Source organism: Cytobacillus sp. FSL W8-0315 (assembly GCF_038002905.1).
In the GTDB taxonomy this organism is placed as follows: Bacteria; Bacillota; Bacilli; order Bacillales; family Cytobacillaceae; genus Cytobacillus; species Cytobacillus pseudoceanisediminis.
This window is the reverse complement of record NZ_JBBOOC010000003.1, coordinates 139,573-165,344: the sequence shown is the minus strand read 5'-3', so window position 1 is coordinate 165,344 and position 25,772 is coordinate 139,573. Positions and strand designations below refer to the sequence as shown.

Annotated in this window: 30 protein-coding genes and 1 riboswitch; of the genes, 13 read left to right on the top strand and 17 right to left on the bottom strand. The window is 42.6% G+C overall.

Features of this window, described 5'->3' with window-relative positions; translation table 11 throughout:
- Positions 1–198 precede the first annotated feature (198 nt).
- The 3 genes from panF to queF all read right to left on the bottom strand — a co-directional run bounded on the left by panF (position 199) and on the right by queF (position 2,584).
- Positions 199–1,641, bottom strand: coding sequence for a sodium/pantothenate symporter (panF, locus tag MKY20_RS26590; protein WP_251267265.1), 1,443 nt, complete (start codon positions 1,639–1,641; stop codon positions 199–201).
- Positions 1,638–1,928, bottom strand: a complete 291-nt coding sequence (locus tag MKY20_RS26585; RefSeq protein ID WP_251267264.1) for a YhdT family protein — start codon at positions 1,926–1,928, stop codon at positions 1,638–1,640. The genes panF and MKY20_RS26585 overlap by 4 nt, the downstream gene beginning before the upstream one ends.
- Before the next feature lie 158 nt (positions 1,929–2,086).
- A complete protein-coding gene (gene queF, locus MKY20_RS26580; protein WP_217033487.1) occupies positions 2,087–2,584 on the bottom strand; it encodes a preQ(1) synthase in 498 nt (165 codons plus the stop codon).
- Positions 2,585–2,693: 109 nt separating this feature from the next.
- Positions 2,694–2,739: riboswitch (PreQ1 riboswitch) on the bottom strand.
- 142 nt (positions 2,740–2,881) lie between these two features.
- Here queF and mscL point away from each other — a divergent pair.
- The 3 genes from mscL (at position 2,882) to MKY20_RS26565 (ending at position 4,622) form a co-directional block, all read left to right on the top strand.
- Positions 2,882–3,253 (top strand): large conductance mechanosensitive channel protein MscL, encoded by a 372-nt coding sequence (gene mscL / locus MKY20_RS26575; protein ID WP_019380280.1) that lies wholly within the window; start codon positions 2,882–2,884, stop codon positions 3,251–3,253.
- 70 nt (positions 3,254–3,323) lie between these two features.
- Positions 3,324–3,965 carry a Bax inhibitor-1/YccA family protein gene (locus MKY20_RS26570; protein ID WP_009334934.1) on the top strand — a complete coding sequence of 214 codons (642 nt, stop codon included), beginning with the start codon at positions 3,324–3,326 and terminating at the stop codon, positions 3,963–3,965.
- Positions 3,966–4,175: 210 nt separating this feature from the next.
- Complete coding sequence (locus MKY20_RS26565; RefSeq protein ID WP_217033484.1) at positions 4,176–4,622, top strand: peroxiredoxin-like family protein; 447 nt, start codon at positions 4,176–4,178, stop codon at positions 4,620–4,622.
- An 11-nt stretch (positions 4,623–4,633) separates the two neighbouring features.
- Here MKY20_RS26565 and MKY20_RS26560 read toward each other — a convergent pair whose 3' ends face one another.
- Entirely contained in the window at positions 4,634–5,359 is a 726-nt protein-coding gene (locus tag MKY20_RS26560; protein WP_251267262.1) for a 5-formyltetrahydrofolate cyclo-ligase, read from the bottom strand.
- A gap of 473 nt (positions 5,360–5,832) precedes the next feature.
- Between MKY20_RS26560 and MKY20_RS26555 the strand changes: the two genes are divergently transcribed.
- The 5 genes from MKY20_RS26555 to MKY20_RS26535 all read left to right on the top strand — a co-directional run bounded on the left by MKY20_RS26555 (position 5,833) and on the right by MKY20_RS26535 (position 9,795).
- The gene (locus MKY20_RS26555; protein WP_251267261.1) at positions 5,833–6,597 is read left to right on the top strand and encodes a gluconate 2-dehydrogenase subunit 3 family protein; all 765 of its coding nucleotides are present in this window, start codon (positions 5,833–5,835) and stop codon (positions 6,595–6,597) included.
- Between the two features lie 27 nt (positions 6,598–6,624).
- Positions 6,625–8,334: a GMC family oxidoreductase gene (locus MKY20_RS26550; RefSeq protein ID WP_009334938.1), complete on the top strand. Its 1,710-nt coding sequence runs from the start codon at positions 6,625–6,627 to the stop codon at positions 8,332–8,334.
- Positions 8,335–8,426: 92 nt separating this feature from the next.
- Positions 8,427–8,645 (top strand): twin-arginine translocase TatA/TatE family subunit, encoded by a 219-nt coding sequence (gene tatA, locus MKY20_RS26545; protein ID WP_009334939.1) that lies wholly within the window; start codon positions 8,427–8,429, stop codon positions 8,643–8,645.
- A 14-nt stretch (positions 8,646–8,659) separates the two neighbouring features.
- Positions 8,660–9,388 (top strand): twin-arginine translocase subunit TatC, encoded by a 729-nt coding sequence (gene tatC, locus MKY20_RS26540; RefSeq protein ID WP_009334940.1) that lies wholly within the window; start codon positions 8,660–8,662, stop codon positions 9,386–9,388.
- A gap of 65 nt (positions 9,389–9,453) precedes the next feature.
- Positions 9,454–9,795, top strand: coding sequence for a DUF3243 domain-containing protein (locus MKY20_RS26535; protein WP_251267260.1), 342 nt, complete (start codon positions 9,454–9,456; stop codon positions 9,793–9,795).
- A 41-nt stretch (positions 9,796–9,836) separates the two neighbouring features.
- Here MKY20_RS26535 and MKY20_RS26530 read toward each other — a convergent pair whose 3' ends face one another.
- The 7 genes from MKY20_RS26530 to MKY20_RS26500 form a co-directional block, all read right to left on the bottom strand.
- A complete protein-coding gene (locus MKY20_RS26530) occupies positions 9,837–10,118 on the bottom strand; it encodes a hypothetical protein (protein WP_009334942.1) in 282 nt (93 codons plus the stop codon).
- Between the two features lie 57 nt (positions 10,119–10,175).
- Complete coding sequence (locus MKY20_RS26525; protein WP_341004366.1) at positions 10,176–10,727, bottom strand: GNAT family N-acetyltransferase; 552 nt, start codon at positions 10,725–10,727, stop codon at positions 10,176–10,178.
- 178 nt (positions 10,728–10,905) lie between these two features.
- Positions 10,906–12,264, bottom strand: a complete 1,359-nt coding sequence (locus MKY20_RS26520; protein ID WP_251173984.1) for a TldD/PmbA family protein — start codon at positions 12,262–12,264, stop codon at positions 10,906–10,908.
- Position 12,265: 1 nt separating this feature from the next.
- Positions 12,266–13,657, bottom strand: a complete 1,392-nt coding sequence (locus MKY20_RS26515) for a TldD/PmbA family protein (RefSeq protein WP_341004362.1) — start codon at positions 13,655–13,657, stop codon at positions 12,266–12,268.
- 458 nt (positions 13,658–14,115) lie between these two features.
- Complete coding sequence (cls, locus tag MKY20_RS26510) at positions 14,116–15,627, bottom strand: cardiolipin synthase (RefSeq protein ID WP_251173986.1); 1,512 nt, start codon at positions 15,625–15,627, stop codon at positions 14,116–14,118.
- Positions 15,628–15,790: 163 nt separating this feature from the next.
- Positions 15,791–15,964, bottom strand: coding sequence for a hypothetical protein (locus tag MKY20_RS26505; protein ID WP_009334947.1), 174 nt, complete (start codon positions 15,962–15,964; stop codon positions 15,791–15,793).
- A gap of 116 nt (positions 15,965–16,080) precedes the next feature.
- Positions 16,081–16,224, bottom strand: coding sequence for a hypothetical protein (locus tag MKY20_RS26500; protein ID WP_019382565.1), 144 nt, complete (start codon positions 16,222–16,224; stop codon positions 16,081–16,083).
- Positions 16,225–16,357: 133 nt separating this feature from the next.
- Here MKY20_RS26500 and MKY20_RS26495 point away from each other — a divergent pair, with 133 nt between their 5' ends.
- Positions 16,358–16,858 (top strand): GNAT family N-acetyltransferase, encoded by a 501-nt coding sequence (locus MKY20_RS26495; protein ID WP_009334948.1) that lies wholly within the window; start codon positions 16,358–16,360, stop codon positions 16,856–16,858.
- Between the two features lie 38 nt (positions 16,859–16,896).
- Here the strand turns inward: MKY20_RS26495 and MKY20_RS26490 are convergent, their stop codons facing one another.
- The 4 genes from MKY20_RS26490 to MKY20_RS26475 form a co-directional block, all read right to left on the bottom strand.
- Complete coding sequence (locus MKY20_RS26490; RefSeq protein ID WP_251173987.1) at positions 16,897–17,223, bottom strand: SCP2 sterol-binding domain-containing protein; 327 nt, start codon at positions 17,221–17,223, stop codon at positions 16,897–16,899.
- Between the two features lie 142 nt (positions 17,224–17,365).
- The gene (gene ggt / locus MKY20_RS26485) at positions 17,366–19,147 is read right to left on the bottom strand and encodes a gamma-glutamyltransferase (protein WP_251173988.1); all 1,782 of its coding nucleotides are present in this window, start codon (positions 19,145–19,147) and stop codon (positions 17,366–17,368) included.
- 524 nt (positions 19,148–19,671) lie between these two features.
- Complete coding sequence (locus MKY20_RS26480) at positions 19,672–19,860, bottom strand: hypothetical protein (protein WP_306219769.1); 189 nt, start codon at positions 19,858–19,860, stop codon at positions 19,672–19,674.
- A 15-nt stretch (positions 19,861–19,875) separates the two neighbouring features.
- The gene (locus MKY20_RS26475) at positions 19,876–20,388 is read right to left on the bottom strand and encodes an acyl-CoA thioesterase (protein WP_009334951.1); all 513 of its coding nucleotides are present in this window, start codon (positions 20,386–20,388) and stop codon (positions 19,876–19,878) included.
- 144 nt (positions 20,389–20,532) lie between these two features.
- Here MKY20_RS26475 and MKY20_RS26470 point away from each other — a divergent pair, with 144 nt between their 5' ends.
- Together MKY20_RS26470 and MKY20_RS26465 are read left to right on the top strand one after the other, a co-directional pair.
- Positions 20,533–21,105, top strand: coding sequence for a TetR/AcrR family transcriptional regulator (locus MKY20_RS26470; RefSeq protein WP_251267257.1), 573 nt, complete (start codon positions 20,533–20,535; stop codon positions 21,103–21,105).
- 75 nt (positions 21,106–21,180) lie between these two features.
- A complete protein-coding gene (locus MKY20_RS26465; RefSeq protein ID WP_019382570.1) occupies positions 21,181–22,131 on the top strand; it encodes an SDR family NAD(P)-dependent oxidoreductase in 951 nt (316 codons plus the stop codon).
- 10 nt (positions 22,132–22,141) lie between these two features.
- On the opposite strand, the gene MKY20_RS26460 is transcribed toward MKY20_RS26465, so the two are convergent.
- Positions 22,142–23,080 carry a magnesium transporter CorA family protein gene (locus tag MKY20_RS26460; RefSeq protein WP_019382571.1) on the bottom strand — a complete coding sequence of 313 codons (939 nt, stop codon included), beginning with the start codon at positions 23,078–23,080 and terminating at the stop codon, positions 22,142–22,144.
- Between the two features lie 204 nt (positions 23,081–23,284).
- Here MKY20_RS26460 and MKY20_RS26455 point away from each other — a divergent pair, with 204 nt between their 5' ends.
- Both MKY20_RS26455 and MKY20_RS26450 read left to right on the top strand, forming a co-directional pair.
- Positions 23,285–23,548 carry a hypothetical protein gene (locus MKY20_RS26455; protein ID WP_251173990.1) on the top strand — a complete coding sequence of 88 codons (264 nt, stop codon included), beginning with the start codon at positions 23,285–23,287 and terminating at the stop codon, positions 23,546–23,548.
- 58 nt (positions 23,549–23,606) lie between these two features.
- Positions 23,607–24,281: a TrkA C-terminal domain-containing protein gene (locus MKY20_RS26450; RefSeq protein WP_251173991.1), complete on the top strand. Its 675-nt coding sequence runs from the start codon at positions 23,607–23,609 to the stop codon at positions 24,279–24,281.
- Positions 24,282–24,316: 35 nt separating this feature from the next.
- On the opposite strand, the gene MKY20_RS26445 is transcribed toward MKY20_RS26450, so the two are convergent.
- Positions 24,317–25,642 carry a polysaccharide biosynthesis protein gene (locus MKY20_RS26445; protein WP_009334957.1) on the bottom strand — a complete coding sequence of 442 codons (1,326 nt, stop codon included), beginning with the start codon at positions 25,640–25,642 and terminating at the stop codon, positions 24,317–24,319.
- Between the last annotated feature and the right edge of the window lie 130 nt (positions 25,643–25,772).

The following is a 25,772-nucleotide window of genomic DNA, read 5'->3' as shown; positions in this document are numbered from 1 at the left end:
GTAACAAATAGGGATCGTTTCTACAAACCTATCAATATGCTCATTTTTTTACAAAAACAAGGGTTTCCTCCCGTTTCCTTTATATATGACTCTTCTCCTGCTTTACTTACACGGTTGAATAAAACGCCATATGCCCTATTTATCAGCGTTTTACAGTAAGAGACAAGAGGCCCCGGAATAGTTTCCGGAGCCTAATGCTTATATTTCTGCTGGTGCCGATGCATGTTTTTCGGTCAATAGACTTACAGATACGTATGCAGCAAGTGACAAAGCAATAGGCAATACGACTGTATTCATGCCTAATGCATTTGGATAAAAAGTATGGAATAAAATATACGAAGCAGTTCCGGTTATCATCGAGGCCACAGCCCCATATCTATTTCCCTTAGCCCAATATAGGCCCAGCACAACTGGCCATATGAATGCTGCTTCCAGTCCCCCAAAAGAAAAGAGATTCAGCCAGATCAGCAAATCGGGCGGACTGAGAGCCATGATGCAAACCAGAATTCCAAGCAGGGCTGTAACCGCAAAACTCAGTTTCTTTATGGCAGCTTCTTTGGCATCAGGCTTAATGTAATTAATATAGACATCTTTCACAATCGCCGAGCTGACCAGGAGGAGCAGGGAATCCACTGTTGACATGATGGCAGCCATCGGTGCAGCCAGTACAATTCCCGCAAGCCATGGAGGAAGAACTTCCATGGCAATCAACGGCATAACTTTATCTCCCACTTCAATCCCCGGAAGAATAGGACGGGCAAATACGCCAATTAAATGCATGCCAAGCATGATAAAGCCGACTACTATTGTTCCGATTATAATGGCCCTGTGCATGGCTCTGGCATTTTTATATGACATGGCCCTCACTGCGACCTGAGGAAGGCCTACAACTCCAACTCCCACAAGAATCCAGAATGAGGATACATATAAAGGAGTCAATCCGCCATCAAAGCCAAACGGTGTAATCAGATTCGGATTTTCTGAAGACAGGTCGCTGATAATATTCGGTATTCCTCCACCTGCCACAATAACAGCAACCAGAAGGATCATGGTGCCGATGAACATGATTCCGCCTTGGACAGCATCCGTTACGGCAACAGCACGGAAGCCGCCAATAACCACGTAGACCATAACAGAAGCCGCAAAAATGAATAAAGCAGACAAATAGCTTAATCCTGTCAGTGACTCAATTAATCTTGCTCCGCCAACCCATTGGGCAGCCATGGCAGAAAAAAGGAAAATAATGATGCTGAGAGAGGATAGCCAGACAACCCATCTGCTGTTATATCGTTCTTTTAGGTAATCGATGAGCGTCACAGCATTATACTTTCTTGCTGTGATGGCAAACTTTTTCCCCAGCACCATGAGAACGAAATAACCTGTGACAACCTGTGACATCGCAAGCAGCACCCAGCCAAGCCCCTGTGTGTAAGCAACGCCGGGACCTCCAATGAAACTGCTGGCACTTCCGTAGGTTGCAATCATCGTCATAGCCAGAATAAAACCGCCAAGCTGCCTTCCTCCAAGAAAATAATCCTGCAGGAACGAACTCCCGGTATCAATCTTTCTGCTGGACCATAAGCCTACGAGAAAAATAATAATTAAAAAGATGAGAAGAGGAAAAATTACCTGCCAATTCATTCAGATTCTCCCCCTTCCCCGTTTTCTTCAAACGGCACTTCTTTAAACAGGAACTTAACAGCTGCTGTTACCAGAATCACCATTACGGCAAATCCTGCTGCGCAGCTCCAGAAAAACCAGGCAGGCAACCCCCAAATATATGTATACTCACCAGCAGGCCCAGACCCCATCCCATAGGCAAACCCATACCACCATACAAAATTGAAGAGCACCAGACCAATGCCAATCCACGCCTCTCTCTCTGCGATTTTAAAGCGCGGATCTTTTTTATGTATGCCTTTCTTCATTTTGTCCCCCTTCAGAGCTTTATTATAGTAACGTACCATAAAATACAGAATATTCCCTGAATATAATCCCACTTATGTATATTTTCTGCAACAAAAAAAGCAGATTGCTCTGCCTTTTTGATATTATTTTAAAATTTCACTTTAAGCAAGCTAGGATCTTAACGATTGTCAATTGTCTCCGGGTAAAGGTCATGGTTCATTAAACGGTAATCTGCCATTTTTTCATATTTCGTCCCCGGCTTGCCGTAGTTGCAATACGGATCAATGGAGATTCCGCCACGTGGCGTAAATTTGCCCCAAACCTCAATATAGCGCGGGTCCATTAATTCAATAAGGTCGTTCATAATGATGTTCATGCAGTCTTCATGGAAATCGCCATGATTTCTAAAGCTGAAAAGATATAGCTTTAATGACTTGCTCTCTACCATTTTCTGATCCGGAATATAGCTGATATAGATGGTCGCAAAATCCGGCTGTCCTGTTTTCGGGCAAAGACTCGTAAACTCAGGGCAATTAAACTTTACAAAATAATCGCGGTTTGGATGCTTATTGTCAAAAGCCTCCAGAATATCAGGCGAGTATTCAAAAAGATATTTTGTACCCTGATTTCCCAATAGCGTAATATCCGTTAATTCCTCATCTTTTCTTCCTGACATAAAAAAGCCTCCCTTTATACGATCCCGCTGATCTTAAGAAGAGGTCCAAAAGTACAGCTTAAAAAATAAAAACCATATCCTCTTATGGATATGGTTGATTCTTATAATCAAAGCCATAGTTTTTTATAGAGGGTGAAGCTATGAACCTCTCCCGCTCACACGGGAATATTCGAAATATAATTGTCATTGTTACTATAGAGAAAAAGCCTGTTTCTGTCAATAGGGGCTTCTTTATCTGGTTTTCATTTATTCTTCTATAGTATAATTACGTTAATTTTCTTAGAAAGGTGACATGTTATGTGGAATGAGTTTAAAAAATTTGCCCTGAAGGGAAATGTGCTTGATTTGGCTGTCGGGGTTGTTATCGGAGCTGCCTTCGGAAAGATTGTATCTTCTCTTGTAGATGATATCATCATGCCGCTTGTTGGATTGCTGATGGGCGGAGTTGACTTTACGGATCTGATGGTAAAAGTCGGAGGAGCTGAGGTCAAATACGGTTTATTCATACAGAATGTGGTTGATTTCTTCATCGTGGCATTCTCTATTTTCATCTTTATCAGGATTATCAACAATCGTTTTAAAAAGAAAGAAGAAGCAACACCTGCACCAGCTGTGGATAAAAACGTTGAGCTATTAACGGAAATAAGAGACCTTTTAAAAAACCAATAAATGATGAAACTTATATAATAGTTCTGACGTATATACATATACAAATGATTTTAGGGGAGAAATGAAACAAATGTATGTACAGCAAACCGCAAATAATAGTTATTTGCCTTCTGTTTTACGGGCATTCGCCTTATCATTGGGTATTGCTTTTATCGGAACGATGGCGGGTGTTTTCGTCCCTCCAGCCCTGTTTTTGCCGCTCATGATTCTTGAACTCGGAATGCTGCTTTTCGCTTTCCTGCTTCGCCGCAAAAAGGCCATCGGGTATCCATTCCTTTATGTATTTACATTTATTTCAGGGATGACGACCTATCCGATTGTTGCCCATTACCTGGCTGCCATTGGCCCGAACCCCGTACTGGTCGCACTTGCAGCGACAACGGTTGTGTTTACAGGCCTGGCTGTATACGCTACGACAACCAAGCGGGATTTATCTTTTCTTGGCGGCATGCTGATGGCAGCATTGCTTGCCCTTATTGCAATCTCTATTTTCAGCATCTTCTGGCCGTTAAGCTCTAACGCGATGCTGGCATTCTCCTTCATCGGAGTGCTTGTATTCAGCGGATATGTGCTATTCGATTTCAACCGCATGAAGCATTATGGAGTTTCACCGGAAGAAGTGCCTTTAATGGCTCTTAACCTATACCTTGATTTTATTAACCTGTTCATTAATATTCTTCGTATTTTTGGAATTTTGGGGAGCAGGGACTAAACAGGAGTGCGAACTCCTGTTTTTTTATGTGCAAGCTTCATTTCTTTATTCCTTCAAAAAGATTAGGTATGATCAGAAGTAAATCCGAAAGGCGGGATAATAATGAATTATATTTTGGAAACCCAAAATCCTGATAAAAATATTACACTTGAACAGGCCATTAATGGCCAATATACAATGGCTGTTTTCGTCCGCCATCTTGGCTGACCGGTGTGCAGAGAATATCTTGCGCAGTTGCGCGAGCGCATAAGTGAATTGGAAGCCAGAGGTTTTCAAGTCATTGTCATTGCTCCTTCTAAAGGAACATTCATCAATCAATTCCTTGAGCAATTCGGCCCGTTCCCTTTTCCAATCCTTGGCGATCCATCCCGGGAAGCTTATAGAGGAATGGGACATAAAACAATGCCAAAGTGGAAGCTCCTTTCAAAAGCAGCATTTGGATTTATAACAGGAAAAGTGAAGGGGTTTGTCCCTGATAATGAAAAACAGAAGGAATTTGTCATGAAATCCATGAAGACCCAGGATGTCTACATTCAAGGCGGGACATGGCTTTTCTCGCCACAGGGAAAGATTTTATGGAAGCATATTGATGAATCCCCTGAAAATCACGCAAAGATTGATGATGTTTTAAAGAAAATGGACGAAGTTAAAGCTTGAAAGGCAGTCAATTACTTGGCTGCCTTTCCTTTTGTTAACTCCCATATTTCACGCAAAACCGGCATCTCTTCCATTTCCTTCTCCGTTACAAGATCCCATTGAATCCCGTTTGGTTTTGGATATGGCGTGTTGGTTTTGATCAGTTCCTTTTCAGTGGCAATCCAGTCGACAGTCAGATCATATGGATCCCTCGGGATATCTGCCTCTATCACCTGAGCGCTATTCACTGTTCCAATTACAGGGATTTCTGGATTTCCCAGCTCTCTGATTATCGCATATTCACGGTCGGCATAGCCCTCCCCTTTTCCGACACGCCGCCCATCCCGGTGAAGGCCCACTGATCCGGCAAAAAACAAATCAATTTTCGGCAATTCGGTGAGAGGAACTTCTTTACCATATGAGTGGATATGCTTAAGACTCGCTGCTTTTCGCTCCTCCCCGGCTGGGACCCATTCCGGCTTTACCATAATAAATCCTGCTTTCAGCCTTGGAGTTGGAACCAGCAATGTCTTTCCATCTTTCAAAATTTGTGCACGGACCGGCAGCTGCGGAGAATCAGGATTTACCTTAATTACCTTAGCTTCTTTATATTCAGGCATAGTAAAAACAAATGCAGCCGCTTTTTCAGCTCCTTTGAAATTGGGGATTCTATTTTTTAAAGGAAACGGAAAGCGTCCAAGCTTGTTTTCCTCGAGAAAATTCCATATGTACTCACGGATTTCTTTCTTCGTATTCATTGCGTTTCACTTCCTTTCTTTTATTTTATCCATAAGGGATAAAACTGAATAGAAAAAGAACTTCATTTTTTAAAAGAAATAGGTTTTAAGTCAAGATCTCGTGGTAAACAAATAATGCAAGGCCAATAACAAAACAGAAGGGACTGGTTGACGATGAAAAGCGTAACAGCGACTTCAAGGTTCGTCATTGGCATTGCAAGAAACCAGGGAGGGTTTGCAGAGCGTTCGAAAGGCACTCTCGTCTATAACCGATATATTTAAGATCGGTTCGGCCCTATGCAAATCATAATCCTCAGGTTGTCCGTCATCGGACTTAAAAAAGGTGCAGACCAATCGGTTTGCATCTTTTTTAATGCCTTAAATCCCCTAAAACCCCTCTTCTTTTCTCCCTATCTGCTAAAAAAATTCCTGATCATTGTTTAGACATGTATTTTTTTCACCATAATGGCAAATAAAAGGAGGTTTCTAGATAAATGTCTGAACATGAACAAAAACAAGAATCAACCATGTCCCGGAGGAGATTCATCCGTAATTCCGGGTTAGTTGCCGGCGGTTTGGTAGGAGGCGGCATTCTTGGCGGCTTAATTGGCGCAAACATGAATAAAGACGGTACAGCAACGGAAGAGAATGCCCATACAAACGGGCATGATCAGGTTGCCTATCAGCAGTCACCTTTATATTTCACAAACCCCGAGATATTCGGAATCCTTCAGGCGGCCGTTGAGAGAATTTATCCAAAGGATGAAAATGGCCCTGGCGCTAATGATTTGGATGTTCCATTTTTTATTGACCACCAGCTTGCGGGCTCATGGGGAAACAATACAAGGGAATATATGCAGGGCCCTTTCTTCCCAGGCTCAAACTTTCAGGGTTACCAGTCCCCTTTAAAACGGCATGAAGTCTTTGATGTCGGCCTTGTTGCCCTGCAGACCTACAGCAATGATAAGTTCAATAAGCCTTTCGCTGAACTGGAGGGTGAACAGCAGGATGAAATCCTTACCGCTTTTGAGGAGGATAAAGTAGAGCTCCGGGGTGTTACTTCCAGGACATTTTTTAATATTCTCCGGGCAGCAACTATTGAAGGCGTTTACGCAGATCCTGCCTATGCCGGAAACAAGAATATGGAAGGCTGGAAAATGAAAGACTTTCCTGGCCATCAGATGAGCTATATCAATCAGATTGAGTCTGAAAAATTTGTGAAAATTGAACCAAATAGCCTCCATTCATATACGAAATAGAACTATCTCTTAAGGAAGTGATAAAAAATGGCTAAAACATTGCCTAAAACAGATGCCGTCATTGTAGGAGTTGGATGGGCCGGCGGAATCATTGCGGCTGAACTAGGGAAACAGGGATTAAAAGTGGTCGGCCTGGAGCGGGGAAAAGAGCGCGGTGTCAAGGACTACTATGTTGTCCATGATGAACTTCGCTATGGAATCCGCTATGAATTAATGCAGGACCTTTCAAAAGAAACGATTACCTTCCGTAACCAGGGGAAAGAAAGAGCTCTTCCGATGCGTCAGCTTGGTTCCTTTTTGCTTGGTGAAGGCTTAGGAGGATCCGGTGTCCACTGGAATGGCCATACTTTCCGCTTTTTGCCTTATGACTTCGAAATTAAATCACAGACGGTAAAAAAATATGGAGAAGCAAAGATTAAGGGGCTTCAAGTTCAGGATTGGGGCATTACATACGATGAATTGGAGCCTTATTTCTATGAATTTGAGAAAGCAGCAGGAATTGGCGGTGAAGAAGGTGAGCTAGGGCCAAAGAGAGCGAATCCGTTCCCAAATCCTCCAATGAAGGAAACACCCATTACAGCAAGATTTAAAGAGGCAGCGAAATCATTGGGAATGAAACCTTACCATATGCCATCCGGCAATATGAGCCAGGCATATGAAAATCAATATGGCGCCAAGCTGGCTCCATGTCAGTATTGTGCGTTTTGTGAACGCTTCGGCTGTGAATATGGTGCCAAGGCAGATCCGACCGTTGCCGTCATTCCGTTTGCCAAAGAAACTGGAAATGTGGATATCCGCAACTTTTCGAATGTAACAGAAATTATTCACGACGGCAAAAAAGCAACAGGAGTACGCTATGTGGATGTGCAAACTAAGGAAGAATTCATCCAGCCGGCAGAAATGGTTATTCTGACAAGCTATGTCATGAACAACACCCGCCTGCTGCTGACATCCAAACTGGGGCGTCCATACAATCCTGACACAGGGTCAGGGGTTATTGGAAAGAATTATTGCTACCAGATCCTTCCCGGATCAGCTGGATTTTTTGATGAAGAACAATTTAATACATTCATGGGTGCCGGTGCTCTTGGTGCTACTGTGGATGATTACAATGGAGACAATTTTGACCACTCGGATCTGGGCTTTATCCATGGGGGCTCCATTTCCCTCAACCAATCAGGATACCGTCCGATTCAATATAATATGGTTCCGACTGATACACCGAAATGGGGCAGCAAGTTCAAGGAGAATTCCATTAAGTATTTCACAAGGGCTTTAAGCATTGGGACACAGGGAGCATCCATGCCTGTGCAGCACAATTATATGGACTTAGACCCTTCTTATAAAGATGCCTACGGGCTTCCGCTGTTACGCCTGACATACGATTTCACCGAGCAGGATAAGAATCTTTATAACTATATTGGAAAAATCACCGACAACATCATGAAGGAGATGGGACCATCAAAAATTAATGACCGGCAGCAGCTGGAGCACTATGACATCGTCCCTTATCAGACAACACACAATACCGGCGGCGTGATCATGGGGGCTGAGCCCGAAACATCAGCTGTAAACAACTATCTGCAGATGTGGGATGCAGAAAATGTATTTGTCATTGGCGCATCCGCTTTTCCTCACAACGGAGGTTACAATCCGACAGGAACAGTTGGTGCACTCGCCTACCGTGCTGCTGAAGGAATCATCAAATACAGCAAAGAAGGCGGCCTGCTTGCATAAGAAAGGCGGAAGCGCCTTGCCCACCCCCGAAACCAAAGGGGGCAGGCGCACTTACTCACCTTTTTAAAAATCCACAAAAAGGAGTGAACATCATGGGGCTTTCAAATATCGGAATTCCCGGATTAATTATCATCCTTGTTATTACCTTAATTATCTTTGGTCCTAAAAAGCTTCCGGAAATCGGGTCTGCCTTTGGAAGGACCTTATCAGAATTCAAGAAATCAGCCAGAGAAATTATGAGTGATGATGAGGAACCCGATTCAAAAAAACGTCCAATCGAAACGGCTGACCGGAAGGATAAACCGCTTTAATAGGAGGGTTTAGATTGAAAACGGATGAACAAACCCTTGTAGAGCATTTAACAGATCTAAGAAAAGTGCTGATTCGATCACTGATTTTCTTTATAGCCAGCTTTGCCCTTTGTCTGTTTTTCATCAACAGACTGATCCCTATGCTCGCGAATGATCATGAGCTTGTCATGCTTGGACCGCTGGATGTGATTAAGATGTACACGGGAATTGCAGGAAGCATCAGCCTTGGGCTTTCGCTTCCTTTTATCTCATATCAGGTCTGGCTATTTGTGAGGCCCGCATTAACGGAAAAAGAAAGCAAAGTATCATTGATATTTTTTCCGGCTATTCTCTTCAGCTTTATCGGCGGTCTTTGCTTCGGCTTTTTTATTATATTCCCTGCTATTTATCAGTTTTTAATGCTATTGGGTGAATCACATTTTGCGATGATGATCACTGCCAGGGAATATTTTTCTTTTCTGCTGATGTCGACCATTCCTTTTGGTTTTCTGTTTGAAGTGCCTTTGCTGTTATTGTTTCTGACAACCATCGGCATTGTTACCCCAGTCATGCTCAGCTCGATGCGAAAATACGCTTACTTGATCATGGCTGTTGTATCAGCTCTAATTACACCGCCTGATTTATTTTCACAGATTCTTGTCCTTGTGCCCCTTATCGGGCTATATGAAATTGGCGTTATTATGTCAAAATTAAAATTCAAGAAATTGAAAGCTGTTCAGGAATCTCCATCCAGCGAGATATAAACAAGTTTAGGTTGGCCCCCAAAAGGATATTTAATAAGAAAACGTTCTTTTGGGAGGTCTGTTAAATGAATGAACAGGATCATGTAATCAAACAAGATGGTGAATTGGATACAAAAAATATCAAGAATGTAATGGACAAAATGTCAAATGAAAGGGCCGAAGATATTTTAAGCAATTTCGACGAGTTTAAAAGCTATCTGGCTGAAAGAATCGAGCTTGGCAAAAAGCTGGGATTAAATGAGGAACAGCTTGCGGTAACAGCGGAAAAGGTGGCTGGCTACCTGGCTGAAAATGTGGAGCCAAAAAACCGCGAGGAACAGCTTCTGAAAGAATTATGGAAAGCTGGCAATGATGAAGAGAAGCATAAGCTGGCCCATATGCTTGTACGACTGGCCGAACAGGCTTAATAACAAAGCCGGAATTGCTGTGCATGACAATTCCGGCTTTATTACTTTTTCAGATTTCTATAAAGATTTATAAACTGGTTTGGCTCAGACTTTACTTGAAAAGAGAATAGCCCCCGATTGGTATGAAGATAGAGAAAACCAATTTCGCAATTGGAAGATCTGTATGACATATCCCAAACTTCATCAAGGAGAAATTTATCCGTTGGCGAAAGGATGTGATCCTCAAATAAATGAAGATAAAGTTCCTTTTCAATGTATTGCTGCTGATTCCAATCGATCTTCCGGCTGACTGTTATAAAAGGATGGGAAGCAATGATCCGCACATGAACCTCCATATAAAAAATGATTTGCTTCCATTGAAACATAATGCGGACAGCGATTCAAATGGCTGAACCTTCCCCTATATATTCCTCCAGCAATATCGCATAATAAGTCAGGTCTACCGGCCTGCCGTCTTTCATTACATGCTGGCGCAAAATTCCTTCATGCTTCATTCCTGATTTCTCCATAATCCTCCATGATCCAGGATTGTCTGTAAAAGCAAGGGCATAAATGCGGTTATGGTTCAGCTCTTCGAATCCATATTTAATAACTGCCCTGGCTGCCTCTGTACCATACCCTTTTCCCCAGAACGGCTTGCCGATCCAATAGCCGATTTCTGCTCTTCTGTTTGCATTAGTACCTGTTATATTGATGAGTCCTATTAAGCTATTATCCTCTTTTTTCGTTATGGCGAAAATCGCAATTTTATCGTTTCTCTCTGCTTCCAGGATGCTTGTAATAAACTCCCTTGCTCCCCCTTCCGGATAGGGATGGGGAATATTTAGTGTTGTTTTGGCCACATCATAATCACTGGCATATTCTTCTACCTTGGGTGCATCGTCGTGGGTAAGACTGCGAAGAATTAGGCGGCTGGTTTCAATTAGGTCCATCTCATTGCCTCCTTTTTTGTTTAACAGCAATATTTCTATTCCTTGAAAGAATATCCTTTATTTTTCCAGAAGATTTTTCAGCTTATACAGCAGCTTTTATTTATCTCTAGATACTTTTAATTCTCACACAATTAAAAAAGCACACCACGTATTACAGTAGTGTGCCATTATCTTTTAATTATTCAACCGTCACAGCCAGTTCCCTGATTAATAAAGATGGCGAACCAATATAGCCTGTGGCCATGAACCCCATCGAAAATTCCAGATCTGAGCCGATGGCTTCAATATTATTCAATAGCTCATAGAAGTTTCCGGCAATCGTCATTTGGTTTACTGCATTTTGCACTTTACCGTCTTTGACATAATAGCCATTAGCCGCAATGGAGAAGTCCCCTGATACGGTGTTGGCACCGGAATGGAGGCCGGATAATTCGGTTATGATTATGCCCTCTGACAGCGATGATAACAGCTCGTCATAGCCTTGATCAGATGGAATGACAAGAAGGTTCGTTGGAGCTACCGTTAAAGCGCCCTTATAAGAAGCTTTGTAAGCATTGCCCGTCGATTCCACACCATCTTTTTGAGCCGTTTTGCGGTTATGCATCAAGGTAACAAGTCTGCCGTCTTTCACAATATCTTTCCTGGCAGTGGCGACCCCTTCGCTGTCGAAATTTGAGCTTAGCAGACCTTCCTCTAAATATGGATCATCCACTATATTCAATGACGCTGCCGCAATGATCTCCCCTGTTTTGCCCTTTAAAGCCGATTGCCCTTTTTGGGTATTTTCCGCTGAGAAGATAGGGATGTATGTCTGAAGGAGGGCGCTGGCAGCATCATTTCTCAATAATACGGGATATTTCTTGCTTTCAGCACTTCTGGCATTAAGCTGAGATAAGGCTTCTTCTACTGCATGCTTGGCAATTTCCTCAGGATTCAAGATGGAAAAGTCTCTCGTAAACTTGGAGTATTCTCCGTTTTTCACTAGATCTCCTTGCTTAACGATAACTGATACATAAATGCCGGCATGATTGTTCTTTTCGCTGAGTTTCAGGCCTTTGCTGTTGAGAAGAACCCTTTCCGTTTCACCGCTCCTCAGCATGAAATAATCAGTCCCGGTTACCCGCTCATCATATGCATAGATGTGTTTTTCTATTTCCTTAAGCAGGTTCATTTTTTCAGGGATTGTGACCTCCGCAAGATTAGCTGAATAGTAGTTTCCTTTTTCATATCTTTCGCTGCCGGCAAAGATTTCTTCCTGTACTTCATCTTCAATAAACTGAGAGTTTTCCTTTGCATTCTCGATCAGAAAAGACAGGGAGTCCTCATCCAGTTTCTCCGTAAAAGCATAGCCCATCCTGCCTTCGTAAAGGCCTCGGAAGGAGGTTCCGAACACTTCGGAAGTATCGTAGGAATCAATTTCCCCTTTGTAAAGCTCGCAGGCGAACTTCTCCTCTCTCTCATAATACAGCTCCATATCTGTAAAACCATGCTGCTCGCCAAGCTGAAATAGCTTTTCCTTAAATTCCTGCAGATTCATATTATTCGCCCCCCTTTGTTCCGCCAACAGTCATTTCGCTTACGCGGATCATCGGCTGGCCAACATTGACAGGGATGCTTCCGCTCAGGGAACCGCACATGCCTGCACCATGATCAAGGTTATTCCCCACCATATCAACCAGCTGGAGAGTTTTCGGGCCATTGCCTATTAAAGTAGCACCTTTTAAAGGTTTGCCGATTTTTCCATCTTTTACAAGGTACGCTTCCATGACGGCAAAATTATAATCGCCAGTTGTTGTATTCACCTGGCCGCCGCCCATGTATTTTGTATAAATTCCGTACTCTGTATTTGAAATGATTTCTTCCGGAGTGGATTTGCCGTTCGCAATATACGTATTGGTCATCCTCGAAGTCGGTGCATAGCGGTAGGACTGCCGTCTTCCCGATCCTGTCGACTCCATGCCCATTCTGCGTCCGCCGAATTTATCAATCAAGTAACCTTTTAAAATCCCATTTTCAATCAGCACATTTTTACGGGCCTTTTCGCCTTCATCATCTATCGTAATTGATCCCCACTCATTGGCAAGCGTGCCGTCATCTACGTATGTAACGACATCTGAGGCAACTTTTTCGCCGATCCGGTTTGCAAAAACGGAGTTATCCTTCGCCACAGATGTAGCTTCAAGGCCATGTCCGCATGCTTCATGGAAAATAACGCCGCCGAATTCATTATCGATGATGACAGGAAATTTCCCACTCGGGCATGGGTCCGCTCCAAGCATCGTAACCGCGATGCGGGAAGCTTCATTGGCATAATGTTCAAGGTTAAGGTTTTCCATGAATTCAAAGCCTTTATGGGCTCCAGGTCCATAGAATCCAGGCTGCATTTGATTTCCTTCTGCAGCAATCGACTGAATGGCAAGGCGGCTTCGCACCCGGCGATCTTCAACAAACTTACCTTCCGAGTTGGCAATCAGCGCATTCTGTTCTTCATCCAAATACCTGACCGTAACCTGCTGGATGCTGCTGTGATAGTTTTTGGCAATTTCGGATGCCTTTTTCATCACATCTACTTTGCGGATCTTCTCCACTTCGCGCGGATTCAGAGATATAGGATGTACTGCCGGAATAATTTCCTTTTGCAGCCGTGCAGGCTGTATGATTTTCTCACCTCTGATCGCCTGGGCAGCATTGCCCGCAGCTTTCAGCAAACCTTCCTTTGATCCATCCGTTGTGTAAGCATAAACACTCTGCAGTCCCTTAAACACGCGAATGCCTATCCCATAATCCCTGCCTGATAAGCTGCTCTCAATTTTCCCGCCCTGAAGTGCAAGGTTATTGGTGAAACGATCCTCAACAAACACTTCCGCAAAATCCCCGCCAGTGGCCAGGGCTGCTGTAATTACATCCTGAATGACTGATTGTGAAAGCATAAAAACCCTCCCTCTTTCTAACTCTTCAAACTATTCTAATCATATCGTACTGACCTTTATTTTAGTATGATTTTTTCCTTTTTTGACCAATAAGGAGGATGATTATGCCTCGGTCTGGAGACTTAAATGGGTTATTGGCAAGTTCGGATTTCTATTTGTACGGGGCTTGGTCTATTTGAAGGTTTATTTATTTATTTATTTATTTGCTAGGTTTGGTGCTCTATTTGCAATTTCGTTATTTATTTGCAAGTTGAGCCGCTTTGTTTGCAAGTTCAGCCGCTTTATTTGCAATTTCGTTTATTTATTTGCAAGTTCAACTGCTTTATTTGCAGCTTCACTTATATTTGTTAGTTATGTCGCTCTATTTGCCGCCTCACTAATTTATTTGCAAATTGAGCTGCTTTATTTGCAAAGCTGTTTTCCACACAAAAAAAAGCGCCACATCCATGGCACTTTCTTTATAAGACCCCGGAAAACAGCCGGGCGAAGGATTCCTTCGATCTTTCCGCCAATCCGCGTTTATAATACTGGACGGGGCTTATTTTTTCGCTTTCTTCCAGATCCTCCTCATAATGGGCGACAAGATCACGGATGGAGCTTGTACCGTATAGGAAGACGTTGACTTCAAAGTTCAAGTGGAAGCTGCGCATATCCATGTTCGCAGTTCCTATTGAAGCGAGGATTCCGTCAACGATAATGATCTTCTGATGCAAAAAGCCTTTTTTATAGGAATAAATTTCAACGCCATATCGAAGCAGTTCCGCAAAATAGGACCGGCTTGCGTATTGTGTCAGGAAGCTGTCATTGATCTCAGGGACCAGGATGCGCACTTCCACTCCTTTAGCCGCAGCCACCCTTAATGCAGTGCGAATGGATTCATCAGGGACAAAATAAGGTGTGGCAATCCAAATGGATCTGGTCGCGCAGGATATCATTGAATAATATAAATCGCTCATAATTCCCTGCTGTGTGTCGGGTCCGCTGGCCACCACCTGCACGGCACCATCGAGCACATCATCATCTATCGGATATTTTACATTTCTGTATTCCTCCAGCACATCTTCCTTGCTTACATATTCCCAGTCCAAGAGAAAGACCGTATGCAGTGTGTACACAGCCTCCCCCTTCAGAAGCATGTGAGTATCCCGCCAGAAACCGATTTTTTCATTTTCGCCCAGGTATTCAACGCCCACATTCAGTCCGCCCACAAAGCCGACTTTCCCGTCTATAACAACTATCTTGCGATGGTTTCTAAAGTTGAATTTCTGATTGAAAAAACCGTACTTCAACGGAGAAAATGGACGTATCTTAATGCCTGCATCCTCCATGGACTGCAAATCCTCCAGTGTAATCCCCATGCTGCCTGCCGCATCAAAAATAAACAGCACCTCCACACCCTGCCTGGCTTTATCCATCAAAATATTGATGATTTCCTTGCCAAGTCTGTCAGAGCGGAAAATATAGTACTCCATATGAATAAACTCTTCTGCTTCATGCAGCTTTTTCTTGATTTCATTAAAAGTCTCTTCGCCATTTTTGAGAATTTTTGCCCTTGAATTTGTGCTTAGGGGAGTCAGTGCTACATTATTGGCGAATTTTGCAAAGCAGTGCTGGCTGTCCTGCAGGAATGATATATCTGGCGTGTCTTCTCTTTTCATCAGCTTCTTCCATTCATCCCTGTCTCTGCTTCTTTTGCTTTTAAACAGGTGGCCTTTCAAATAAAGCTGTCCGGAAAACAAATAAAACAGATAGCCGGCAACCGGAAAAAATACAAGCACATACATCCACAGCAAGGTCTGGTTAGGGCTGCGATTCTCAAGCATCAAGGAATAGGCGCTGATAAAAATAACAGCTGCATACAGCATGACAGCACCGGTTTTTATTGGCGAACCGGCATCCGTGAAAAATATCGTATACACAGATGCAATCAGAATAAAAACAAATAGGGATTCCACTCTTCTTTTTTTCATAGCCCACTTCTCCAAATCTAAAAAGGTTACAATATGTATGTTTCCTTATACCCTTTTTGATGCCCTGTAGAAACCAGGCAATCTTAGCTTTTCCCATTTTCAGGAGAAGAAAGCATGATCCGGAAAAAAAGAAGAGCCTTGCTGATAACGCAAAACTCCATGGCTATTGTCCGCCTCCGGTATAATGATTATCACCCATCGTATAATTCGTGCTTTCCCCCGGTTTATCACTTGGGCTGATTCCTTTTTGGATCGTATTATTTATCTTTTTCCTTCTTCGGTCGATCCCATAAGCGAAGGCCAGAGTCGCGATAATTAAACCAAACAGCACTCCCATTCTGCATCCCCCTTTTTATATGTATATTCAATAGGAGTAACCCATTGCTTACTATTCGGGGCGGGAGTCATTTTTCCTTTTTAAAAAGAGAGCTATTCTTCATAGCTCTCTTAAAACTACTTCCTCATATTCTCCTGGTCCTTCAAACGGTTTTGCTGATCCGGCTTACGCTCCTGATCTTTCAATGACTGTTCTTGTTTCTGCGCGGAATTCTGCCCTTTTACAATATCCTTTAAGTCCTTGCTGTTTTCCTGAGACATTCCAATCCCTCCTGTACTTTTTTTATCCTGTTCCCTTATACAAGCAGAAAAAAACTTTTCTTAGAAAAATGTTAAAGGAGTTTGTCCTGTTAACTAGAATCTAAGGGTTAGGAAAAATAAAGGAGTGTCCAGGATGGAAATTAGGCTTCTGCGTCCGGATGATGCTGAAATCTACAAAGAGATTAGATTGGAAGGGTTAAAAAAGAATCCGGAAGCATTTGGTTCAAGCTATGAGGAGGAAGCCGGGAGGCCTCCTGAAGTGTATGGTGAAAGATTTAAGGGGGATAACTCCTTTCACTTCGGCGCATTTGAAAATGGAAAACTTATAGGTGTTGTCAGTTTAGTACGAGAAACCGGATTGAAAGTAAATCATCGGTCCAATATTTATGCGATGTACGTTACAGAGTCATGGCGTCAGAATGGCGTTGGCAAGTGCCTGGTGGGCAAAGCTGTGGAAAAGGCACGCTCCTGGGATGGGGTTGAACAAATCCACCTGGCTGTAATGTCTGAAAATATTCCTGCTAAAAAGCTATATGCTTCTTTTGGCTTCGAGGTTTACGGAAAGGAGAGGCACGCTCTTAAGATTGATGGAAAGTACTATGATGAAGACCTGATGGCACTGTTTTTATCATAAAATAAGGCAGCTTCCTGTTTGAGGGGGCTGCCTTATTATCATTGATATTTCTTTACAATTTCCTGCAGCTTCAGCGCCAGCCCCATTTTACCGTCTACTTTCAGGCTGCCTGTCATAAATGCCATGGTCGTGTTGAGATCATCTTTTAATAACTTAGAAAAGTTTTTGTCTGACAGTTTCAGTGTCACTTCAGGCTCATGGGAAGCCCCTTCTTCCACTATGACTTTTCCCTCCTTTAATAAAATCTGGATAGATCCGCTTTCTTCAAGGTCCACCTGAAATACCCGATTTTTCTCATCCTTGATATGAACGGGATCAGCGTTCATTTTATCTGCCAGCTGGTATAATTCATCTTTGACTGCCATGGCATGTTCCTCCTTCTTTTATGAATGCCTGCTTAAATTATATTTCAACAGATAAACATAAATTCCTGCCATAAAATGAACGACTATTCATTTCGCATCAAAAGAATAGCACCTTATTGATAAGGCGCTATTCTCACAAATCTTATTTGCTTTTCCCTTTTCCTTTCAAATCAACACCAATGGCAGCACCATTGCGGCTTGAATCTGCCACACCTTTGAAAATTCCTTTGTCCCGGTCGATCAAAATACTTTGGACGTTTCCAATCGTGGTCGGACTCGGACCGAAGCTATGCCCCATCCCTTTTAGCCTATTAATAACTTCTGAAGGAATGCCCTCTTCATAGCGGTAGGAATTCAGATTATTTGTATAGATTCGCGGTTCTTCAACTGCTGCTTTTAGCTCCATGTCATATTCAATGGCGTAAAGGATCGTCTGCAGTACTGATGTTATAATCGTTGGGCCGCCTGGTGAACCGACAGTCAGGACAGGCTCTCCATCTTCAAAGACAATCGTCGGGGTCATCGAGCTTAAAGGCCGCTTGTTTGGCTGGACTTCATTTGCCCCGCCCGGTACGGCATCAAAATCTGTCAGCTCATTATTCAGCATCAGCCCGTAGCCTGGAACCATGATTCCTGTTCCGAATACCTGTTCAATCGTTGTGGTATAAGAGACAACATTTCCCCATCTGTCCGTTACAGAAAAATGAGTGGTCTCACCGTATTGGCGGTCATTCGGCTGTTCAGCTGCTTCATAATTGGCTTCACTGTTCTCATATTTCCAAGGATCTCCCGCCTCCGGGCTTGGATTCACTTCATTCAGGCTGATCAGTTCCTGGCGCTCCTTAATATAATCAGGGTGAAGCAGCCCATTGACTGGGACATTTACAAACTCTGGATCTCCTGCATATACGGCGCGGTCTGCATAGGCAAGATGCATGGTCTCAGCAAGCAGGTGATATTTCTCCCAGGATTTTAAATCATATTGTGATAGATTAAAATCATCCAGAATCTTCAGCATCTGCAGCAAAAACACTCCGCCAGAGCTTGGGGGCGGCATGCTCGCAATTTCATACCCCTGGTAATCTCCCCAAATAGGCTCATCAATAGTCACTTCATATCCCGCAAGGTCTTCAGGTGTCATGGATCCGCCAAAATCCTGCACCACACCAGCAAGAGCTTCTGCGATTTTCCCATTATAAAAAGCGTCTGTCCCGCCAGCACGTATCATCTTCAGGGTTTTTGCAAGATCCTTCTGTACTAGACGCTCCCCTTCTTCAATAGGTTCGCCCTTAGGCAAAAACACTTTGCCGGCAGCTGTTCTGCCAAGCTTGTCCTGATTATCGGCAATCGCATCGGCTAATACAGAATCTATTGGGAATCCTTTATCTGCCAGCTTAATGGCAGGGCCGATCAGCTGCTGCATAGGGCGTGTTCCCCATTTTTCAAGGGCCGTTTCCAATCCTTTCAATGTGCCGGGCACACCGACTGCCGTACCGCCAGTTGAACGCTCCGCAAATGGAATCGGCTTTCCGTTTTCATCCAGGAACATATCTGGTGCGGCACCTGCTGGAGCGCGCTCACGGCTGTTAATAATGCTGGTTTCTTTCGTTTTGCCATCATAGACCATCATGAAACCACCCCCGCCAATTCCGGACATCATTGGTTCCACAACATTAAGGGCGAATTGGACTGCGACAGCCGCATCGATGGCATTACCGCCATTTTTCAAGACATCTGCCCCAATTTTTGATGCCAGCGGATGGGCTGAAGCCACCATTCCGTCCTTGCCAACATCAACCTGGCTATAGCCGCCATAGCCATCATCAGGCTTCGGCTTTTTCGCCTGCCCGGTTAAAGGCATGGTTCCGGCAACTAGTAAAATACTTAAAAGCATTAGGACACTAGCTTTCAAAACTCTTCTCATATTCATCCTCCTTCAGTTATGTTATACACGTCTAACTTAAGAGGAAGGAAAAGGATTATCAAGGAATAAGAGTTAATATTCTGAAAGTTAAATCTATTTTACTAGATTATGTGATACAAGCTAGGAAGAAATGAGGAGTTTATTTTTTAAAAGCAAGAATTTCTTCAACTCTGCAATCCCCAGCTCTGCAGAGGTTTCAACGTATCCGACAATCTGCTGAAATATAAACACTTCAAGGGGCTTCTCAGCGTCCTTTTTATCGTATTCAAATTCGTTTTAAACAAATGGAAGAAATAAGCTGACTTGTTTGGAAGAAATCTCTTCTAAGTCTGGCAGGTTCAAATTTCATAGGGCCGTAATGTCCAGAGAGCTTTGCATTACACAGGCGAAAATCATTATGATAGCGGGTAAGACCTCGTCATCTTTTTCCATTCTGTTTTTCAGCCTGGGAAGATAGAATCCTGTCAGCCAGACATGGTCTGCAATTAAGTGGATGTAATAGCCGAGGATGTAAGGTGAATGACTTATATTCCTGTATTTATAAACAATACTCTTATAATCATCCGTTCTCCCTTTATAAAAATGGGAAAGATCCCTTTGGGAGAAACAGCGTCTGGTGCTATTCCCCCCAATAAAAAAGCTGCTCTGTCCTCTATTTTCATTCTGGATGCAATTTCATTGTTGATGATGCTATGCATCACTTTGGAACCCATTATTCTCCCCCTTATTTACCAGGGCAGACCTGTACCGTATGTCTTTGCCCTGGCTTCACTGTCCTTTCTCCGTTTTTTGCGAATTTCCGCACGTTCTTTTGCTGATTCATATAAGCTCTTTTCTTCATCTGTCTCAGGCACAACCGCCGGCACCGGAGTCGGCTTTCCATTCTCGTCAACCGCAACCATTGTCAAAAAGGACATAGCACACACATTTCGGTCCCCGGTCAGCAGGTCTTCTGCAATTACTTTTACAAAGATCTCCATTGATGTCCGGCCTGTATAGGTCACAAAGGCCTCCAGGCAGACTGAGTTGCCTTCATAAACCGGATGAAGAAAGTCAACAGAATCTGTAGAAGCGGTTACGACATTTCTTCTCCCGTGCCTCATCGCCGCGATGGCTGCCACATCATCAATATAAGCCATTAGCTTGCCGCCAAATAGTGTTCCATATGTATTCGTGTCTGGCGGAAGCACAATGCTTGTTTTTACCGTAAAAGATTCTCTGCATGTTTTTGTTTCATTCATGTTGTTCCCTCCTGTTTTATTAAAGCATATCAAAAGCTGATGGCTAATTAAAATTATTTGGATAGATAGTAAAAAAACATTGCCAAAAATATCCTATCATCATATAATTTTATTGACCAGTGTTCAATAACGAAAGGTGATTCCATGAGTCCAAGAAAATCAGCCCATGACGAACTAACAAAAGAAGCCATTATTTCTGTAGCACGTGACCTGTTTGTTCAGGAAGGATATGCCGCAGCATCCATGAGAAAAATTGCGGACACCCTTCAGTGCAGCCATGGTGCCATCTATTATCATTTCAAAAACAAGGCTCAATTATTTTATGAAATTGTTGAAGCCGATTTTCAAAAACTTGATCAAGTCCTCGCCAGTGTCCTGAGAGAATCTGCAGATAGCAATGAACAAAAGCTTTTCAGCATTTTTTACCGTTATATACAATTTGGCCTGACCCATCAAAAACATTATGAGCTGATGTTTTTAATACGTGATGATGATGTGAAAGGCTATCTAAATGAAGGGCCAAACAAAAGCTACCTGCATTTTGCACAAGCGGTTAATTCACTCGCTCCCAAATCTCTCTCCATAAAGGATATTTGGTCTGTATTTCTAAGTCTGCACGGCTTTGTCACACATTATTGCAGAACGGAAACCACATTTGAAGAAGTGAAGGAACTCGCCTCTTCACATGCCCAATTTTTAATAAAAGCAATTTGTTAAAGAAATGTTATCGCATTTCTTTCATTTTTCCACTCAATTGAACAGTGGTCAATTAAATAAAAAGGATGATGACAAATGATGAAAACAGCTGCAGTATTAGGAGCAACAGGCGGAATGGGCTATGCTTTGACAGAAGCATTATGCCGCAGAAATATTAAAACTATCGCTTTTGCAAGGTCTAACGAAAACCTTCTTAACTTTAAAAAAAGCTGGGGACAAAATGCTGTTATCCATGCTGGTGATGCCTTGAATCCAGATGATGTTGAGAAAGCAGTGTCCGAAGCAGATGCAGTGTTCCATGCCATCAATATCCCTTACCCGGACTGGGATCCCACACTCTCAATTATCTTAAATAATATCCTGCAGGCCTGCAGCAAACATCATAAGCCTTTTATATATGCTGATAATATATACTCCTATGGTCTTCAATCCAGCCCTGCAAACGAAGTTTCTCCCAAGAATCCGCACACGAAAAAAGGCATGCTGCGCCAGGACTTGATTGAGACTATTAAAAGATCAGGGGTACCATATATCATTGCCCACTTCCCTGACTTTTACGGTCCTCATACAGGAAACACACTCTTACACTATACTCTCAGCCAAATTATTGAAAAGAATAAGGGCATGTTTGTCGGCAAAACCAATATACCGAGAGAATTCATTTTCATTAAAGATGGAGCAGAAGCATTAGCCGAGCTTGCATTGAATGAAAACTCATATGGTGAAGCTTGGAATATCCCTGGTGCAGGAACCATTACCGGAGAAGAAATAGCCAGTATTGTATCTCAGCATCTTAGCAGAGGCGTTTCCTTCAGACCTGTCCATAAATGGATGATACGTGCAATCGGCCTATTTGATCCCATGATGAGAGAATATACAGAATTGATGTATTTGAATCAGACACCTGTTATATTGGACGGCAGTAAATATGAAGCGAGAATTGGCACTCTTCCTAAAACATCATACGAGGCTGGGATTAAAGTAACACTGGATCATTTACTAAACGAAAGGAATGCCGCATTCTAACGGCATTCCTTTATTTGAAGAATGAATTCTTCTTTTTTCCCCTTAGGATATCACCCATCCAGCCTTTTTTAATAAGCATGATATAGAGGGCTGCGGTAGAAGCGATGATTATGATAATGGAGAACAAATACCCATACTTCCATTCCAGTTCAGGCATAACTTTGAAGTTCATACCCCAGAGCGCTCCCCATGTTGCGATCGGAGTCATAAGGGTGGTAATGACCGTGAGTGTCTTCACGATTTCATTTCCCCGGTGCATGGATACCATTTCTTCAAAATTAACCAGGTCATCAATTTCCTGCTGATACTCCCGCACCAGCGTATAGCCCCTTTCAATTCGCTTGCACGTTCTTTTAAATTCAGTTCCATCGGTGACACCTTCACCAAACGTCTCTTCTACACCCAGCCTGATTTCCTTAACAGGAATCATAATATTCTTCCAAACCAGGATCTGGTGACGGAGCTCATAGATTTCCTCCAGGCGGTTAATATTATTTTTCTCTTTTATTTTCCATAGCAGCTCATTTAACCGTACTTCAAACTTATCAATCTTCTGGATGTTATCACTTAGGATTTCGCCTAAAATCACGAAAAATCCATCAATAGCATTATGGGTATAATCCATTTTTTTTAATAGCAATGAATCATCAGACTGAATGACAGACGAATCAAAGCTGACAGTGATGAGAAAATCCCTTGTCAGAAAATAGTGGAACAAACTATTTTCATGCTGCTCCTTTGTTTTTTGCTGATAAATGAGCGAACCGCTAATAAATTCCTTACCGCGGACTGAAGTATCAATTTTCATTACATTTGTTTTATTCTCGGATGTATTCTTGGCCCATTCCTTTAAGACATCTTTATAGTCACCAGCCACCTGGTAATCTATTTCCTCCAAATGATCGTAACGGTGCCATTTCCAGTTATCTTCGTTATATTCTTTTTCCATCCCCATCTTCCTTCCTAACATCGTATCCTTATTTATATTTAATACATAATTCCCTTCTTGCTGCCTGAATAAAACCATTCATAAGGTGTAATTATTTCTAGCACTGGAAACAATGTAATAAAGATTAAATGTTTGCTTTTAATTACGCCGGGTAAATAAACACCAAGACATACAAATCCAATTATTTGAAGGAGGAGCATAATCATGAATTCTCGTCCGTTAAATCCATATCTATTAGCCGGTGTTGGCATTACAAGTATTTTATTGTTGGCAAGCAAAAATAATCGAAATAAGGTTCAGTCTCTTGCAGTTAAGATGAAAGGCCTGCTTCCGAACCGATTTATAAATGATACAGTGCCTGAAGAAAAACTTGGCCACCCGGACCCGCATAATATTGAAGATAATAAAATGGTTGACGAAGGTGCCATGTATTCAGTGAATTACTATAACGAAACCGTACAGCAATGACCTAAGGACTGGCTTCCTTAGGTTTTTTACATAATTCTAAATTTTCGGAGGAAGCAAGATGGGTGTTCTTTTCATCCTGATTTATTTGGGAATCGTTTTGGCTGTTATCGAAATTCATACGCTGATCTTCACATATACCGGGCTGGATAAGCCTATTGCGAGATTTCAGGTGATCAGCATGCTGACAGGAACCGGTTTTACAACCGGGGAATCTGAACTGATTATCGACCATCCAATCCGCAGAAGGTTCGGAGCCTTTTTAATTTTATTTGGCGCCTTTTCATTGGCAGTAATCATTTCGGCAATCAGCAGCATCCTCTCAGATGAATTCTTTACTGCCAAGATCTCGGTCGTCGCCGCTGTCCTGATCCTGGTTATTTTTATTTTAAAGATTCCTAAAGTGCGCGATTATCTTTCGGGGAAACTGGAGCATGAGCTCGAAGAACATTATGATTTTCGCGATCTCCCGATAAGAGAAGCGCTGCTTACGGATGATACGGATCATGTATTGGACTATACCATCAATGAATCATGCGATTTCATTGGTAAAGAATTAAGGGAATTGATTGAAGATGACGAAGATATTAATGTGCTGTACATCCAAAGAGGTGAAATAAAGATCAGAAAAGACCGGCTTATCACTGAGATTCAGGAGGGAGATCATATCATCCTGTACGGAGATGAACAAACGATTGAGAGCAAATTCGGGGAAAAAAATGAGGACAAAAAATAAAGCATCTGCCCATGACGGGAGATGCTTTCTCATTTTCAATTAAACTGCTTGGCTGGCGATAGATAGAGTGTCAGGCCAATTTTTCTGCATACTGTTACATAATGCATCATGGCCAGGAGGACAGCTCCCATATTCATGCCCATTATAATACCGTCCATCTGCAGGCTGTGCATGGATCCAAGCACGAACATGGCTGTAAATGAAACAACAGTTGACCATACTGAATGATAAAACGCATCTTTCATGAGGCCCAGGCCGATTAAATAAGCCTGCATCGGGATAATGAAAAAGTGGAGCAGAAAAAATGGCCACAGCAGCTGTAAATAAACGGCTGCATCTGTGGAGTGGAAAAACACCTCGGTCAGCGGCCGTGCAAAAAAATAGAAAAGAACGACCGATGGGATCCCGTATAAAAAGGTGACAAAGAACACCTGCTGAAGAAGTCTCCGAAGCTCCTCCAGATTTTTATCCGCATATTCTTTGGAGACTGTCGGAATCAGCATGATTAAAAATGAATGGGCAATGAAGGATGGGAAAAAACCGATCGTCATGGCGACACCAGCAAGCATTCCAAAATGTTCTGTTGCGACTTCGCCCGGCACTCCTGCCTTTAAAAGCGCCCCCTTAATCAAGAATGGCTGAACAGCATGTGTCAGGGCATGGAAAACTCTCAAAGCAGTCGTCGGCACTGAAACAGAGATTAAGTTCTGCCTGACACTACTTCCGCTTACAAACTCAGATGGCTCTTTTTTAATACGGTGATACTGGATAATAAACATATTCAGCAAATAGAGAAAAACAACAATCTCACTTCCTACAAACGTACAAAATGCAATAAAGACTGCTGTATTGACATCAAATTGAAAGGCCTGATAAAGAACCACGAGCAGAAGGAGCTGAACGGATTTGCGCAGAAAATTGGAGGCTGCAATTTTCCCCATTTGATGCTTGCCCATGAAAAAGCCTCTGGCAATTGAGGAAAAAGACACGATTGGGATGAACCCGATTACAACCCATCTCAGGAGCGGATGGTACTCATTAAAGACACTGACAAACGGAATGATTGCCGCTGCAATCGGAACCAAAACCGCTGTAAAGATAATGGTCAGCTTGATGACATGATGGAGCATACTGAGATGATACCTTTTATCCTTTTCAGCTATGAACTTGGAAATAGAGATTGGAAGCTCAAAACTGGCCAGCAGCACAATTAGAAATATGGTCGGCAAAATCGACATGTACATGCCGAGTCCCCTCTCCCCCAGTTCCCGGGCAAGCACCATATTTACCACAAACTCTATACATTCGCTTGCAAAAGCAGCCAGTGCAAGCAATATGACTCCTTTGAAGAATTTACTCATTGCGCCTCTCCTTATATAATGCAGATTCTATATAAGATATGAGACATGCCCCAATAATATATTGCCCTTTTTGAACTTTTAAGAAAATTAATATAACGAAAAGGAGGGCAGGCTACCTGCCACCCTCCTT